The following is a 15,058-nucleotide window of genomic DNA, read 5'->3' on the forward strand; positions in this document are numbered from 1 at the left end:
ATGGGAGCACTTGACGGGATCAGGGTGATTGCGGTCGAGCAGGCGGTGGCGGCGCCGTTCTGCTCCTCGCGCCTGGCGGATGCCGGCGCGGAGGTGATCAAGATCGAGCGGCCGGAAGGCGATTTCGCCCGCGGCTATGATGCGGCGGCCAAGGGCCAGAGCAGCTATTTCGTCTGGCTTAACCGCGGCAAGCAGTCGGCGGTGGTCGATCTCGCCACCAAGGAAGGCTGCGCCGAACTGGAGAAGCTGATCGCGAGCGCCGACGTGCTGATCCAGAACCTCAAGCCGGGCTCGATGGACAAGCTCGGCTTCTCGCGCGAGCGGCTCTTGAAGGACTATCCGAAGCTGATCTCGTGCACGATCACCGGCTATGGCGACGAGGGTCCCTACGCGCACCGCAAGGCCTATGACCTCTTGATCCAGGCCGAGAGCGGGCTTGCCTCCATCACCGGCAACCCTGATGGCGCCTCGCGCGTCGGCATGTCCATCGTCGACGTCGCGACCGGCGCCACCGCGCATGCGGCGATCCTGGAGGCGCTGATCGCGCGCGGGCGCACCGGCAAGGGCGCAGACATTCGCATCTCCATGTTCGACGTCATGGCCGACTGGTGCACCGTGCCGCTGCTCAACTCCGAGGCCGGCAATCCGCCGAAGCGCATGGGCCTGCGCCATCCCTCGATTGCGCCCTATGGCGTGTTCACCTCGAAGGACGGCAAGGACATCCTGATCTCGATCCAGAGCGAGCGCGAGTGGAAGACGCTCTGCGTGAAGGTGCTTGACCAGCCGGACCTGCCGGCCGATCCGCGCGTCGCCAACATGGTGGAGCGCGTGCGCAACCGCGATTTCACCGACAAGACCGTCGCCGACATCTTCGGCAAGATGACGCGCGACGAACTGCTGAAGCGGCTGTCGGATGCCGACATCGCCTTTGCCGAGGTCAACACCATGGCCGACCTCACCAACCACCCGCATCTGCGCCGCATCGAGGTGGACACGCCGAACGGCCGCGTCAGCTATCCCGCACCGGCGCCGATCATCGTCGGCGAAACGCGCAGCTATGGTGCCGTGCCTGGCATCGGCGAACGTCCATCCAAGAAATAACAAGAGCGAGGCATCATGACCGGGAAGCTCGACATCGATCACTTGCGGCAATGGATCGGCCGCAGCACGGAGGCCACCGACATCGTCACCGCGCAGCTCGTCATGGGCTTGCGCGCGACGCTGTTCCAGGAGGTCGGCGAGCCCAAAAAGGGCGATGCCGCACCGTTCACGGTGCACTGGTGCCTGGCGCAGCCGGTGTTTCCGATGTCGATGCTCGGCCCCGACGGCCACCCCACCCGCGGCGGCTTCCTGCCGCCGGTGCCGCTGCCGCGCCGGATGTGGGCCGGCGGCGAGATCGAGTTCCTGCAGCCGCTGTGCGTCGGCGATGAATCGACGCGGACCTCGCGCATCGCCGACGTCACGGTGAAGACCGGCTCGACCGGCACGCTGTGCTTCGTCGCGGTCGAGCACACCGTGACCTCGCCGCGCGGCGTCGCCATCCGCGAGCGGCAGGACATCGTCTATCGCGAGATGACGAGCGGCGCGCCCGCTGGCGCCCTGGCCCCGCCTCCGCCGCCGAAGGCGCAGCATCGCGAGACCCACGTCTCCGATCCCGTGCTGCTGTTCCGCTATTCCGCGCTGACCTTCAACGGCCACCGTATCCATTACGACCGCGACTACGTCACCAAGGTCGAAGGCTATCCGGGCCTGATCTTCCACGGCCCGCTGCAGGCGGCGCTCATCATCGAGATGGCGGCGAAATTGCGGGGCGGCAAGGCGCCGAAGAAGTTTACCTATCGCGGGCTTCAGCCGCTGTTCGAGGGCACGGAGTTCTCCGTCAATGCCAATGACAGCGGCGAGAGCATGGAGCTGTGGACCGCGAACGCGGAGGGGCAGCCGACGATGAAGGGCACGGCGGTGTGGTGATAGATATACCGTCATTCCGGGGCGGTCCGCAGGACCGAACTATAGTGCGCAATTGCGCACCTGAGAATCTCGAGATTCCGGGTTCGCTTCGCGCCCCGGAATGACGAGCCAAACAATAGGCACGCGGGAACGGAAACCATGTCCAAGAACGGCAAGACCGGCAGCAAGTCCGTCACCGTCAAGCAGGCCACGCTCGACCTGCTGCGCTCCTTCGGCATCGACAGGGTGTTCGGCAATCCCGGCTCGACCGAGCTGCCGTTCCTCAGCGACTGGCCCGACGACATCGACTACGTGCTGGCGCTCCAGGAAGCCTCCGCGGTCGGCATGGCCGACGGCTACGCGCAGGCGACGCGCAATGCCGGCTTCGTCAATTTGCATTCGGCGGCCGGCGTTGGCAACGCGCTCGGCAACATCTATACCGCGCATCGCAACCAGACCCCGCTGGTGATCACCGCGGGCCAGCAGGCGCGCTCGATCCTCCCCTTGCAGGCGTTCCTCTATGCCGAGCGCGCGTCGGAGTTTCCGCGGCCATACGTGAAGTACAGCGTCGAGCCGGCGCGGCCCGAGGACGTGCCGGCCGCAATCGCGCGCGCCTATTACACCGCGATGCAGCCGCCCTGCGGGCCGACCTTCGTCTCGATCCCGATCGACGACTGGACGCATGCCACGGCGCCGGTCGAGGCGCGCAAGGTCAGCCGCGAGATCGGACCCGAGCCGGAGGCGATGAAGGCGCTGGTCTCGGCGTTCGGTTCAGCAAAACACCCTGCCCTCGTCGTCGGCCCCGGCGTCGACCGCGCCGGCGCGGTCGATCTGATGGTACGCGTCGCCGAGAGAGCCAAGGCGAGCGTCTGGGTCAGCCCGTTCTCGGCGCGATGCTCGTTCCCCGAGCGTCATCCGCAGTTCGCGGGCTTCCTCCATGCCTCGCCGGCGCAACTCTCCGACGCGCTGCGTGAGCACGATCTCGTCGTCGTGGTCGGCGCCCCCGTGTTCACCTTCCATGTCGAAGGGCATGCCGCAATCTTCGACGGCGGCGCGACAATCTTCCAGATCACGGACGATCCCGATGCGGCGGCGGTTACGCCGGTCGGCACCAGCATCGTCGCCACGATGAAGCCGGCGCTGAGCCTGCTGCTCGACCTGCTGCCGGAGAGCAAACGGGCGACGCCCAAAGGCCGCACGCTGCCGCCGGCGCCGCAGGCCGCCGATCCGCTGCCGGTCGAATTCCTGCTGCACTCTCTGTCGCAGGCGATGCCCGACGGCGCATCGCTGGTCGAGGAAGTGCCCTCGCACCGGCCCGCGATGCAGAAGTTCATGCCGATGCGCGGCCAGGACAGTTTTTACACCATGTCGAGCGGCGGCCTCGGCTACTCGCTGCCGGCCGCGGTCGGCATGGCGCTCGGCAAGCCGAAGAGCCGCACCGTGTGCCTGATCGGCGACGGCTCGGCGATGTATTCGATCCAGGCGCTGTGGACCGCCGCGCAACGCAAGCTGCCGCTGACCGTCGTCGTCATCAACAATTCCGGCTACGGCGCGATGCGCTCGTTCAGCCAAGTGATGCAGGTGAGGAACGTGCCCGGGCTGGAGCTGCCGGGGATCGATTTCGTACGGCTTGCGGAGGGCATGGGCTGCCACGCGGTGCGGGTGAGCAGGGCGGCAGAGCTCGGCGAGGCGCTGAAGCGCGGGATGGCGCACGAGGGCACGAGGCTCGTCGAGGTGGTCGTGGATTCGGCGGTGCCGGTGCTGTACGGGCAGAAGCATTAGGGAGGCACGCCACATCCACATCGTCGTCCTGGCGAAAGCCAGGACTCATTACCACCGCCGGATATTTGGCGAAGGTTGGTAATGACAATCTCGCGCCACAACTGCGCCCTGGGGTAATGGGTCCTGGCTTTCGCCAGGACGACGGCGGAATGTGCCGCACCACCGCCCGAAACTACGACGCCAGAAATCCTCCGTCCGCGGCCAGCACGTGGCCGACCACGTAGGACGACGCGTCCGACGACAACCACACCACCGCTTCGGCGACCTCCTCCGGGCTGCCCATCCGCCGCAACGGCAGGCCTGCGGCTACCGTCGCGACGTCGCCGACGCCGGCACGCAGCATCATGTCGGTGACGACCCGGCAGGGGGCAATGGCGTTGATGCGGATGCCGCGCGGGGCGTTCTCCATGGCGGCTGAGCGCGTCAGCGAGATCGCCGCGGCTTTCGAGGCCGAATAGAGCGAGAAGCCGGGATTGGGATTGCGCACACCGCTGACGGAGGCATTGACGACGATGCTGCCGCGGCCTTGCGCCAGCATCGCCGGCAATTGATGGCGCAGGCACAGGAACAGCGCGCGGACATTGGTGTCGAACACGCTGTCGTAGATCTCCGTGCCCTGCTCTTCCAGCGGCGCGCGGCGCTCCTGGAAGCCGGCATTGTTGAAGGCAACATCGAGCCGGCCGCAACGCTCGACGGCGGTTCCGACGAGGCGCGCGACGTCGTCCTCGCGCGTGATGTCGGTCTTGAGCGCGATCGCGGCCGCGCCGATCTCGCGGCACGCAGCGGCGGTCGCCTCGATCTCGGCTTCGCGCCGGCCCGCAATGATGAGCGCTTCCGCGCCTTCGGACGCCATCCGTAGCGCGGTGGCGCGGCCGATGCCGCTGCCGCCGCCCGTCACCAGGCAGACCCTGCCCCTCATCCGCTGACCAGCCGGCAAAGTTCCGCTCATGGGCCACTCCAAAACACTTGCGGGCGCCGCTGCACGCATATAGTTGTATGATACAACTATATGCCGGGAGTCAAGATGGCCGGGCTTTCTCTGATCGACGACATCCGCGCCGCCTCGCGCCTGATGGTGCGCGAGCTCGGCTTCATGGATGCGACGGTGGCGGCGTCGGACTATCCGCCCTCAGCCGTGCATACCATTCTGGAGATCGGCATCCGCGGGCCGATGACCTCGGGCGAGCTCGGCGATTTCCTGCGGCTGGAAAAATCCAGCGTCAGCCGCCTGGTGCGCAAGCTGATCGATTGCGGGGAGCTGAAGGAGACGCCTGACGAGCTAGACGCACGCAGCAAGCTGCTGTCGCTGACGGCCAAGGGCCGGCGCACGCTGGAGGCGCTGCATGAATTCGGACGGCAGCAGGTGCGCGGCGCACTGGCGGCATTGACGGAGGCCGAGCAGCGCACGGTGCACGAGGGCATGATGCTCTATGCCCGGGCGTTGCGGCAGAGCCGGGTGGAGGACGAGGCGGAGACGGCAGCGTAGCTACACTCTCGGTGTCATCGCCCGGCTTGACCGGGCGATCCAGTACTCCGAGACGGTCGTGATTGAACCGACAGGCCGCGGCGTACTGGATGCCCCGCCTGCGCGGGGCATGACAGCGTCAACTTTGGAAACACCTTCCCTATTTCCCGAACTCTTCCCGCATCTTCGCCTGGATCTTCGCCATGCCGCCGATCCAGCGGTCGTAGTTCTCGGTCTTCTTGCGCATGTAGTCGAGCACCTGGGGGTGCGGCAGGATCAGGAAGGTTTCCTGCGCCAGGCCCGCGAGCACGTCACTTGCGACCTGCTCGGGCGTGAGATCGCCGTCGCCGGATTGCGGGCCCTTCGGGATCGAGCGCAGCATGTTGGTGTCGACGCCCTGCGGGCAGAGGATCGAGACCTTGATGTTGTCGGCCTTGTGCGAGATCGCGAGGTTCTCGGCAAAGCCGACCGCGGCGTGCTTGGTGGTGGAATAGGCGGGGCTGCCGACCTGCGACAGCAGGCCCGCGGCCGAGATGGTGTTGAGGAAATAGCCGCCGCCCCGCGCCTTCATCCGCGGGACCAGATGCCGGGCCGCGTAGACATGCGCCATGACGTGGATCGCCCAGCTCCGCTGCCAAGGCTCGTCGGAGGCGCCGCCGGCATTGACCGACATGGGATCGAAACCGCCGCCGATACCGGCATTGGAGCAGAACAATTCGATCGGGCCGAACTGCCGCTCGGTCTCCTCGATGACGTGGGCGATCTCCTTTTCCTGCGCGACGTCGCATCTGAAGGCTGCACCATCAACCATGGCAGCGACGGCCCTGGCATTGGCGGCGTCCATGTCCGCGACGACGACCTTGGCTGCGCCCGCCTTGTGAAACGCCTCGCACAGCGCCTTGCCGATGCCATTTGCGCCGCCCGTGACGACCACGACCTTGCCGGTCACCTGCATGCGACGTCTCCTCTTTTCTTATAGCGCTTCGCTTGTCTTATACCGCTCTTATACCGCTTGGCTTATTCCGCGTCGCGGGTCCTGCTCAGCTCAACACGAGGTCGAGCACCGCGGTATAATGGCACGCCGCACCGGCCAAGACAAAGCCGTGCCAGATCGCATTCTGGAAGCGCAGCCGCCGCCAGGCATGGAAGATCACGCCGAAGCTGTAGAGCAGCCCGCCCGCAAGGATGAAGCCGAGCACCAGCGCGGGCAGCGCCTTGACCACGGCGTCGTAGAGCATCACGCCGCTCCAGCCCATCGCGAGGTAGATACCGACCGCGACGCGGTCGAACCGGCCGGGATAGCGCAGCTTCAGCACGATACCGACGATCGCCACCCACCAGACGCAGACGAGCAGCGCCAGCGCGAAGACGCTGGCTTTCAGCTCCAGGATGAACGGCGTGTAGGTCGCGGCGATCAGGAGATAGATCGCCGAATGGTCGAAGCGCCGCAGCAGCCATTTGACCGGCGAGACCGGCCAGAGATTATAGGTCGCCGACAGCACCAGCATCGAGAGCAGGCCGGCGACATAGATCGAGACCCCGACGATGTCGGTGGCGTCGGCATAAAGCACCGCAAGCACCACCAGAACGGTCGCGGCGACGGTACCGGAGAACACACCAACCGCATGGATGATCCCGTCGGCGATCAGCTCGGCCTGGTCGTAGTTCCAGCCCATCGCGTCGGCTGCAGCATGGACGGAGGTGGATGCAAACTGTTTCAATTGGAAGACGGGCATGGCAATCCGCAAGGCAAGACAATGCCCTTGTTGTATGGGTCTTTCGGGATCGGCGCGTCGTTCAAACGGCTGATTTACCGACAAAGGCGGTGGAAGTATGAAGCTTGATTTTCCTCATGCAATTGCCACCTTTGTGAACAGCTTCACTTTTCTGCCCGCCGAGATCCCCTAACGTTCACATGGCATTCAGTTTCCAGGATATGGTCGAAGAGGCGCGCCTGTCGGCCCGGGCGCTGATCGACTATGGCGAGCACTTCTTCAATCCGACGGTGCGGCTCGGGGTCACCGGCCTGTCGCGGGCCGGCAAGACGGTGTTCATCACCGCGCTGATCCATGGGCTGACGCGCGGCGGCCGGTTTCCGGTATTCGAAGCCTATGCCTCGGGCCGGATCGCGCGGGCGCATCTCGCGCCGCAGCCGGACGATGCCGTGCCGCGCTTTGCCTATGAGACCCATCTGCGCGCGCTGGTCGAGGAACGGCACTGGCCGAATTCGACCGTCGACATCAGCGAGCTTCGCCTCGTCGTCGACTACCAGCGCCACAACGGCGCCGATCGCACCCTGACACTCGATATCGTCGACTATCCCGGCGAGTGGCTGCTCGACCTGCCGCTGCTGCAAAAGAGCTACGAGCAATGGTCGGCGGAGAGTCTTGCGCTCTCGCGCGAGGCGCCACGCGCTCATCTTGCCGCCGACTGGCACGCGCATCTTGCAACGCTCAAGCCTGACGCGCGCGAGGACGAGCAGGCGACGCTGACAGCCGCAAAGCTCTTCACCGATTATTTGCGCGCGTGCCGCGAAGAACGCTTTGCCATGAGCCTGCTGCCGCCCGGCCGCTTCCTGATGCCCGGCAATCTCGCAGGCTCCCCGGCGCTGACCTTCGCGCCGCTCGACGTGCCCGTCGGCGGCCAGGCGCCGGACGGCTCGCTGTGGGCGATGATGGTGCGCCGCTTCGAAGCCTACAAGGACGTCGTGGTGCGTCCTTTCTTCCGCGATCACTTTGCGCGCCTCGATCGCCAGATCGTGCTGGCCGATGCGCTCGCCGCGTTCAACTCCGGACCCGAGGCGCTGCACGATCTCGAAGCCGCGCTCGCCGGCATTCTCGACTGCTTCAACATCGGCCGCAGCACTTTCCTCACCAGCCTGTTTCGGCCGCGCATCGACCGCATCCTGTTCGCGGCGACCAAGGCGGACCACCTGCATCATTCCAGCCACGACCGTCTCGAGGCCGTGCTCCGCCGCGCCGTGACGCAGGCGGTGGCGCGCGCGGAAAATACCGGCGCGCAGATCGACGTGGTGGCGCTCGCCGCGGTGCGCGCCACGCGCGAGGCGCAGGTCGCCCACGGCCGCGACAAATTGCCGTCGATCCTGGGAACACCGGCGGCGGGCGAAAGCGCCGGCGGCGAGTTCTTCGACGGCAACACGGAGGTTGCGACTTTTCCCGGCGACCTGCCCCTGGATCCCGAGCCGCTGTTCAACGGCACGGATGCCTTCCGCGGCCTCTCGACCGAGGCCGCCGAGAAGAGCGACTTCCGCTTCCTGCGCTTCCGCCCGCCAAAGCTCGCGCGCGAGGGTGACGGCGAGCCGGCGCTGCCACACATCCGCCTCGACCGTGCATTGCAGTTCCTGATCGGAGACAAGCTCTCATGAACGAGCGATCCCCGCCGCGGCGGCCGGCGACGTTCCGGCTCGACGATCCCGGCGTCGTCGTCACCGAAGCCGACGAGACGGCGGCGCGGCTCGGCCGCGGCACCATCCAGATCACGCCGGAGCACGATCCAGCGACCTTGCCGGTGCCGATTGAAGCCGTGCTGCCCGCACGACGCGGCCTCCCCTGGGGCGCGCTGTTCTGGTCCGGCCTTGCCGGGCTGACGCTGCTCGGCGTCGGGCTCGGCGTGGTTCATCTGATCGAGGATTTGTTTGCGCGCAGCGAAAGCCTCGGCTTCGTCGGGCTCGCCTTCGCATTCGTCACCGCGCTTGCGCTCGCGGTGGTGATCGGGCGCGAGGCGTATGGACTGGCGCGCCTCGCGACGATCGAGAAACTGCATCAGCGCGCAGCCGCAGTCCTTGCCAGCGACGACCGCAAGGAGAGCCGCGTCATCGTGCAGGACCTCCTGAAGATCGCGCACCAGAATCCGCAGCTCGCACGCGCCCGCGCCACGCTGGAGAGCCACACCGGCGAGATCATCGACGGCGCCGACATGATCCGCCTCGCCGAGCGTGAATTGATGTCGCCGCTGGATGCGGAGGCGCGACGGCTGGTGTCGTCAGCCGCGCAAAAGGTCTCGATCGTCACGGCCGTTTCGCCCCGCGCGGCGATCGACGTGATGTTCGTGTTCGTCGCCGCGCTGCGTCTGATCCGCCAGCTTGCGTACCTCTATGGCGGACGGCCCGGCGCGCTCGGCATGATCCGCCTGCTCCGCCACGTCATCGCCCATCTCGCCATCACCGGCGGCATGGCCGCGAGCGACAGCCTGGTGCAGCAGATGCTGGGCCACGGGATTGCAGCGAAGCTGTCGCAGCGGCTGGGCGAAGGCGTGCTCAACGGATTGTTGACGGCGCGGCTCGGATTGGCCGCGATCGAGGTGACACGCCCGCTGCCCTTCGCGGCGCTGCCGCCGCCGAAGCTGTCGGATCTCGCGACGGATCTGCTGCGGAAGAAAGAGGACGAGGAGGAGTAGCTTCTTCGCCTCTCCCCGCTTGCGGGGAGAGGCCGGAGCGCATCGCCAGATGCGATCCGGGTGAGAGGGACTCTCCGCGAGTCCAACTGTCACCTCCCCCGCGGAGACTCCCCCTCACCCCAACCCTCTCAGCGCGAGCGAAGCTCGTCGCGCATCGGCCTTCGCCAAGGCTTCGGCGGACAAGAGCGGGGAGAGGGAGAGGAAAGCCAGCACCCGCCACTGGAACAGCGGCGAATCCTTCGGCGGGGACAGCTCCGGGGTCCAGCCGGTGAGCTTTTCAAGCACGTAGGTATCGGTCAGAACACTGCGCCAGCGGCGTTCGACCCGACCGAGCTGCTCGCGCTTCGCGGGGATGTTCTCCCACAGCGATAAACGGTTGTCGGGCTCGCGCCCGACATAGATGCCGGCGCGGCCCTTGATCCGGTCCATGCCGGGATCGCGGAAATCCTGGAAGCGGCCGCGCTCGTTGATCTCGATGACGGGCACGCGGCCCCTGAACAGCCAGCGCATCATGGCATAGGTGCGGTAGTCCGTGGTCGCGATCCAGGTCGCGCCGGTCTCGTCCAGCGCAGCCTGCGCGCGCGCTGCAACCTGCTCGTAGCCGGCTTCGGCGCCGATCGGATCGATCTTGCCGAGGAAATTCCAGGGCGCGGCGACGTAGTAGAGGAACACGATGACGACGAAGGCGATGCCCGAGACGATCGCCGTATTCGCCCAGAACATGCTCGACCGGATCATCCGCGCCGACCATTTTTCACGCGGCAGCACGGCGAGGTTCACCGCCGCAGCCGCGAAGCCGACCGGCCACATGAACATCGGCCAGGTGTCGCCGACCCGGAGCGTCAGCGATTTCGCGAGGAAATAGAGGAACGGCACCAGCACCGCGGTGGACAGCAGGATCGCGACCGGCTCGCGCGTGCGATAGCCGCGCCATGCCGTGATGACGAGGCCCGACAGTACCACCGGGAACATGACGAAGCCGACGAGACCGAATTGCAGGCCGATGTAGTCACCGACGGTGCGGAGCGAGATGCCGTAATTGGCGGTGGCGCGCACGCCCTGGAACCGGAACGAGGCCCAGTCGTGCTGCGCATTCCAGATCAGCACCGGCGAGAACACGGCGATCGCAACCAGCACGGCCAGATAAGGGTAGGGACTGCGCAGCCAGCGCCAGCGCCAATCCGGCACGAGAAGAAAAGCGGCCACCGCCGGCGCGAACATGATCACGGTGAATTTCGACAGCATCGCCAGCCCGGCGAACAGCCCCGCTGCCAGCCACCAGCGTCCGTCATCGCTCTGCGCCAGCCGCACCAGCGACCAGATCATCGCGACCGCGAACGGGATCATGGCAACGTCAGGTGCGACCTTGGCCATCAAGAGGCCGTAGTAGAGCGCAGCCTCCGGCATCAGCACCGCCAACACGACCGCACGCGCATCATGGGTGAGGCGGCGGACGATGTCGGCGAGCAGGAGTTGCGTCACCAGCATCGCGACGATGCCGCCGAAACGAACGCCGAGCGCAGTGTCACCGAAGATCGCGGTGCCGAAACGGATGAGCCAGGCGATGCCAGGGGGATGATCGAGGAAGCTGAGCGCCGCCTCCTTCGACCAGGTCCAGTAATAGGCCTCGTCGGTGCGCAGCTCGATCGCGGAAGCGTAGACGATGCGCAGCAGCGTCATCGCGGCGATGACGAGCACGGCAGCAAGGATGAGACGGCGTTCGGCGCCGTCTGGCTTCGCGGAGATGTCGGGAGCGATCGTCACGGCCGCGCTTTTCCCCGACTTGGGAGGGGGAGTCAATGTGGGGGATATTGCCGCCATCTGCTGTCGTCCCGGACCAACGAGCGAAGCGAGTGCAGATCCGGGACCCATACCCACAGGGAGGGGTTTGGCGACGACTCGGAGTTACCAGCCTGCCCGCAACTACTCCCTGTGGTATCGCGACGAGCGCAAGCGCTCGCGGGGGGTCCCGGATCGGCGCGCGCCTGTGGGCGCGCTTGTCCGGGGACAGCGGAGGCTGACCGCGGCAGCGCGCCTTTGCCCACCCTACGGTTTCGTAACCTTGCCGCGCATGTGATCCCGAAAACTGTCCACCGCTGGAATTAAACGCTAGGCTGGCTGTTCTCCTTCATGAACTGATACAACCGAATCATGGCCACCGCTCCTGTCCACATGCCCGAACTCGTCCGCGCGACCAGCGTGCGGCAGGTGCGGCTTGTCTGCGGCGTCATCCTGTTCTCCTATGTGATCAGGCATTTCCTCAACCATGCGCTCGGCAACGTCTCGGTCGATGCCATGGAGGTCGGGGTCTACTACCACACCGCATTCTGGCAGTTCCTGCCGGTCGCGATCGTGTTCTACGCCGCCGCGCTCACCCATATGGGGCTCGGCATCTATGCGCTGTATCAGCGGCGGCAGTTCCGCTGGCGAACGATCGAGCCGCTCCAGCTCGTGCTGGGCTTAAGCATCCCCGCCCTGGTCATGGCGCATGTGATCGGTGTGCGGCTCGGCCAGACGCTGTACGGACACCAAAAACTCTATCCGCAGGAACTCTACCTGTTCTTCGTCGCGTCGAACCGCATCTGGACCATGACGATCCTGCTGATCATCGCCTGGATCCACGGTTGCATCGGCATTTATTTCTGGCTCCGCCTCAAGCCGTTCTTCACGCGCGCCGCGCCCTATCTGCTCGCGGCCGCGGTGCTGATCCCGACGCTGGCGCTGCTCGGCGTCTATCAGGGCGGCCGCAGCGTCGCGATCGAAGCCGACGACGGGGAATGGCGCACGCACAACCTCACCCGCCGCCAGGTCGGCACGGTCGCGGAAGCCGACACGCTCGACCGCATCACCGGCGGCCTCACCATCGGCTATGTCGGCCTGCTCGGACTGGCGCTGGCCGCGCGCGGCGTGCGCGCCTTGCGCGAGCGGCGCGGCGGCATGATCGCGCTGTCTTACGGCAACGGCAAGACCGTGCGGGTCCCCAAGGGCCTCTCCGTGCTGGAAGCGAGCCTGCGCCACAATGTGCCGCATGCCAGCGTCTGCGGCGGCCGCGCCCGCTGCTCGACCTGCCGCATCCGCATCATCGGCGATCATGGCGCCCTGCCCGAGCCGTCACAGCGCGAGGCCTTCGTGCTCACCCGTGTCGGTGCCACCGACCCTTCGATCCGCCTCGCCTGCCAGCTGCGGCCGACGTCGGATCTCTCCTTCTTCCAGCTCTTCACGGCGCATACGCTCTCAGCGAGCGGGCAGGCCTCGACGCCCGCCAGGATCGGCCAGGAGCGCTATCTCGTCAGCCTGTTCGTGGACATGCGCGGCTCGACGCAGCTCGCCGAAAAGCGGCTGCCGTTCGACACCGTCTTCATCGTCAACCGCTTCCTCGGCGCGGTCTCGCAGGCCGTGGTCGAGAACGGCGGCCAGCCGAACCAGTTCGTCGGCGACGGCATGCTGGCGCTGTTCGGGCTGTCAGCCGATCCGCAAGAGGCCTGCCGGCAGGCGCTGAAAGCCGCCGCAGGCATCGCCACGCATATCGACGAGCTCAACGAGCTCCTGAGCCACGATCTGCGCCAGCCGATCCGCTTCGGCATCGGCATTCACGGCGGCGAGGTCATCATCGGCGACATCGGCTATCGCGATCACATCGTGTTCACGGCGCTGGGCGACGCCGTCAACGTCGCCGCCCGCCTCCAGGATATGACCAAGACGCTGGCCTGCGAGGCCATCGTCTCGGAGGAGGTCCGCCGCACCGCGGGCCTCGCCGACGACGCGCTGCCGCAGCAGGAGGTCGCGATCCGCGGCCGCGACGAGCCGATGGCCGTGCGCGTGGTTGCGGACGCCAGGGAGCTGGAGATGCTGGTCGATCGCGGCGCGCGGGTGGCGGCGTAAGACAACAACGAGCGCGGTGCGCTCCCTCTCCCGCTTGCGGGAGAGGGTTGGGAAGAGGGTGTCTCCGCAACGGGACAGTCCGGTTGGGGAGAGGGTGTCTCCGCAACGGGACAGTCCCCTAGAGGAAAGAGCCCTCACCCGCGCCTTCGGCGCGACCTCTCCCGCAAGCGGGAGAGGTGGAGCGCACCACCGTCGCGGCGACAGCTCGACTCTCATTACGAACGCAACACCGGCTTGCTGCAACGCAGCGGCATGGGCCTGCTGCGAAAGCACGAATTGACTTCATCGGCATCGTTGCGACAGATGAATGCAGGATCGCGGTGATGACCGCGAGCCAACGAAAAGCTCCGGGAGGGGACCAGATGTTCGATCGACGCGACCTGCTCAAGGGAGCGGGGCTTGCCGCCATGGCGGCCACACTGAATTCAACCAAAGCGCTGGCGCTGGACACCGTCACCCTGCCCTTCGCCAACGGCGAACGGCCGCTGGTGAAATATCCGCAGAAGCGGCCGATGATCGGCCTGACCAGCCGGCCGCCGCAACTCGAGACCCCGTTCGCGGTGTTCAACGACGGCCCGATCACGCCGAACAACGCATTCTTCGTGCGCTATCATCTCTCGGACCTGCCCTACAATCTCGACCCCGACAAGTTCACGCTCGAGATCAAGGGCAAGGTCGACAAGCCGCTCAAGCTGTCGCTCAAGGACATCCGCAAAATGAAGGCGACCGAGATCGTCGCCGTCAACCAGTGCTCCGGCAACAGCCGCGGCTTCTTCGAGCCGCGTGTCGCCGGCGGCCAGCTCGCCAACGGCGCGATGGGGAATGCACGCTGGCGCGGCGTGCCGCTGAAGACCGTGCTCGATATGGCCGGCGTGCAGGCCGGCGCCAAGCAGGTCACGTTCAACGGCATGGACGGCCCGGCCAGCGACAAGACGCCTGACTTCGTCAAGGCGCTCGACATCGATCACGCCAGCGACGGCGAGGTGATGCTGGCCTACGGCATGAACGGCGAGGACCTGCCGTTCCTCAACGGCTTCCCGCTGCGCCTGATCGTGCCCGGCTATTACGGCACCTACTGGGTCAAGCACCTCAACGAGATCACCGTCATCGACAATGTCTATGACGGCTTCTGGATGAAGTCGGCCTATCGCATTCCTGATACCCCGAATAATGCAATCGAGCCCGGCACCACGCCGAAGGCGACGATCCCGATCAACCGCTTCACCATCCGCTCCTTCATCACCAGCGTGCCTGACGGCGCCAAGCTGAAGGCGGGAGCTACGACACTGCGCGGCATCGCCTTCGACGGCGGCAAGGGCATCAAGGACGTCGCGGTCTCCACCGACGGCGGCAAGACCTGGACGAGCGTGAAGCTCGGCAAGGATCTCGGCAAATACTCGTTCCGCGAATGGAAGCTGCCGGTGAAGCTCGCGGCCGGCACCGTTGAGCTCAAGGTCCGCGCCACCGGCAACGGCGGCGAGACCCAACCGGATCAGCCGCGCTGGAACCCGGCGGGTTATTTGCGCAACGTCGTCGAAACCGTCCGCGTCAGCGTGGCCTGAGGGA

12 protein-coding genes are annotated in these 15,058 nt (G+C 66.4%); 8 read left to right on the forward strand and 4 right to left on the reverse strand.

Translation table 11 applies throughout. The features are described 5' to 3' along the window. The 3 genes from ACFLEY_RS36885 to mdlC all read left to right on the forward strand — a co-directional run bounded on the left by ACFLEY_RS36885 (window position 1) and on the right by mdlC (window position 3,729). Window positions 1-1,101: a CaiB/BaiF CoA-transferase family protein gene (locus ACFLEY_RS36885; protein ID WP_060910657.1), complete on the forward strand. Its 1,101-nt coding sequence runs from the start codon at window positions 1-3 to the stop codon at window positions 1,099-1,101. 15 nt (window positions 1,102-1,116) lie between these two features. Continuing rightward, a complete protein-coding gene (locus ACFLEY_RS36890; RefSeq protein WP_211433775.1) occupies window positions 1,117-1,968 on the forward strand; it encodes a MaoC family dehydratase N-terminal domain-containing protein in 852 nt (283 codons plus the stop codon). Between the two features lie 138 nt (window positions 1,969-2,106). Then, window positions 2,107-3,729 carry a benzoylformate decarboxylase gene (gene mdlC / locus ACFLEY_RS36895; RefSeq protein WP_060910655.1) on the forward strand — a complete coding sequence of 541 codons (1,623 nt, stop codon included), beginning with the start codon at window positions 2,107-2,109 and terminating at the stop codon, window positions 3,727-3,729. 172 nt (window positions 3,730-3,901) lie between these two features. Here mdlC and ACFLEY_RS36900 read toward each other — a convergent pair whose 3' ends face one another. Next, window positions 3,902-4,678, reverse strand: a complete 777-nt coding sequence (locus tag ACFLEY_RS36900; protein WP_060910654.1) for an SDR family NAD(P)-dependent oxidoreductase — start codon at window positions 4,676-4,678, stop codon at window positions 3,902-3,904. Window positions 4,679-4,753: 75 nt separating this feature from the next. Here ACFLEY_RS36900 and ACFLEY_RS36905 point away from each other — a divergent pair, with 75 nt between their 5' ends. Continuing rightward, entirely contained in the window at window positions 4,754-5,215 is a 462-nt protein-coding gene (locus ACFLEY_RS36905) for a MarR family winged helix-turn-helix transcriptional regulator (protein WP_171901231.1), read from the forward strand. Between the two features lie 139 nt (window positions 5,216-5,354). Here ACFLEY_RS36905 and ACFLEY_RS36910 read toward each other — a convergent pair whose 3' ends face one another. Together ACFLEY_RS36910 and ACFLEY_RS36915 are read right to left on the reverse strand one after the other, a co-directional pair. Further along, complete coding sequence (locus ACFLEY_RS36910) at window positions 5,355-6,149, reverse strand: SDR family oxidoreductase (protein WP_060910652.1); 795 nt, start codon at window positions 6,147-6,149, stop codon at window positions 5,355-5,357. Window positions 6,150-6,234: 85 nt separating this feature from the next. After that, entirely contained in the window at window positions 6,235-6,930 is a 696-nt protein-coding gene (locus tag ACFLEY_RS36915) for a hemolysin III family protein (protein WP_060910651.1), read from the reverse strand. A gap of 179 nt (window positions 6,931-7,109) precedes the next feature. On the opposite strand from ACFLEY_RS36915, the gene ACFLEY_RS36920 reads away from it, so the two are divergent. Continuing rightward, a complete protein-coding gene (locus tag ACFLEY_RS36920; protein ID WP_060910650.1) occupies window positions 7,110-8,579 on the forward strand; it encodes a YcjX family protein in 1,470 nt (489 codons plus the stop codon). After that, on the forward strand, window positions 8,576-9,610 hold the full coding sequence (locus ACFLEY_RS36925; RefSeq protein ID WP_060910649.1) for a YcjF family protein: 1,035 nt from the start codon (window positions 8,576-8,578) through the stop codon (window positions 9,608-9,610). Before ACFLEY_RS36920 ends, ACFLEY_RS36925 begins: the two co-directional genes overlap by 4 nt. Window positions 9,611-9,724: 114 nt before the next feature. Here ACFLEY_RS36925 and ACFLEY_RS36930 read toward each other — a convergent pair whose 3' ends face one another. Beyond that, entirely contained in the window at window positions 9,725-11,290 is a 1,566-nt protein-coding gene (locus ACFLEY_RS36930) for a glycosyltransferase family 39 protein (protein WP_249163014.1), read from the reverse strand. A 471-nt stretch (window positions 11,291-11,761) separates the two neighbouring features. Here ACFLEY_RS36930 and ACFLEY_RS36935 point away from each other — a divergent pair, with 471 nt between their 5' ends. After that, window positions 11,762-13,492, forward strand: coding sequence for an adenylate/guanylate cyclase domain-containing protein (locus tag ACFLEY_RS36935; RefSeq protein WP_082756012.1), 1,731 nt, complete (start codon window positions 11,762-11,764; stop codon window positions 13,490-13,492). A gap of 362 nt (window positions 13,493-13,854) precedes the next feature. Further along, window positions 13,855-15,054 (forward strand): molybdopterin-dependent oxidoreductase, encoded by a 1,200-nt coding sequence (locus ACFLEY_RS36940; RefSeq protein WP_060910647.1) that lies wholly within the window; start codon window positions 13,855-13,857, stop codon window positions 15,052-15,054. Window positions 15,055-15,058 lie beyond the last annotated feature (4 nt).

It is taken from the genome of Bradyrhizobium sp. YCK136 (assembly GCF_044570075.1).
Taxonomy (GTDB): Bacteria; Pseudomonadota; Alphaproteobacteria; order Rhizobiales; family Xanthobacteraceae; genus Bradyrhizobium; species Bradyrhizobium diazoefficiens.

Coding starts and splice junctions, on each gene's coding strand:
- ACFLEY_RS36900 (WP_060910654.1), bottom strand. CDS start 4,678: ATGAGCGGAACTTTGCCGGCTGGTCAGCGGATGAGGGGCAGGGTCTGC.
- ACFLEY_RS36915 (WP_060910651.1), bottom strand. CDS start 6,930: ATGCCCGTCTTCCAATTGAAACAGTTTGCATCCACCTCCGTCCATGCT.
- ACFLEY_RS36925 (WP_060910649.1), top strand. CDS start 8,576: ATGAACGAGCGATCCCCGCCGCGGCGGCCGGCGACGTTCCGGCTCGAC.
- ACFLEY_RS36905 (WP_171901231.1), top strand. CDS start 4,754: ATGGCCGGGCTTTCTCTGATCGACGACATCCGCGCCGCCTCGCGCCTG.
- ACFLEY_RS36920 (WP_060910650.1), top strand. CDS start 7,110: ATGGCATTCAGTTTCCAGGATATGGTCGAAGAGGCGCGCCTGTCGGCC.
- ACFLEY_RS36930 (WP_249163014.1), bottom strand. CDS start 11,290: ATGACGCTGCTGCGCATCGTCTACGCTTCCGCGATCGAGCTGCGCACC.
- ACFLEY_RS36890 (WP_211433775.1), top strand. CDS start 1,117: ATGACCGGGAAGCTCGACATCGATCACTTGCGGCAATGGATCGGCCGC.
- mdlC (WP_060910655.1), top strand. CDS start 2,107: ATGTCCAAGAACGGCAAGACCGGCAGCAAGTCCGTCACCGTCAAGCAG.
- ACFLEY_RS36885 (WP_060910657.1), top strand. CDS start 1: ATGGGAGCACTTGACGGGATCAGGGTGATTGCGGTCGAGCAGGCGGTG.
- ACFLEY_RS36910 (WP_060910652.1), bottom strand. CDS start 6,149: ATGCAGGTGACCGGCAAGGTCGTGGTCGTCACGGGCGGCGCAAATGGC.
- ACFLEY_RS36940 (WP_060910647.1), top strand. CDS start 13,855: ATGTTCGATCGACGCGACCTGCTCAAGGGAGCGGGGCTTGCCGCCATG.
- ACFLEY_RS36935 (WP_082756012.1), top strand. CDS start 11,762: ATGGCCACCGCTCCTGTCCACATGCCCGAACTCGTCCGCGCGACCAGC.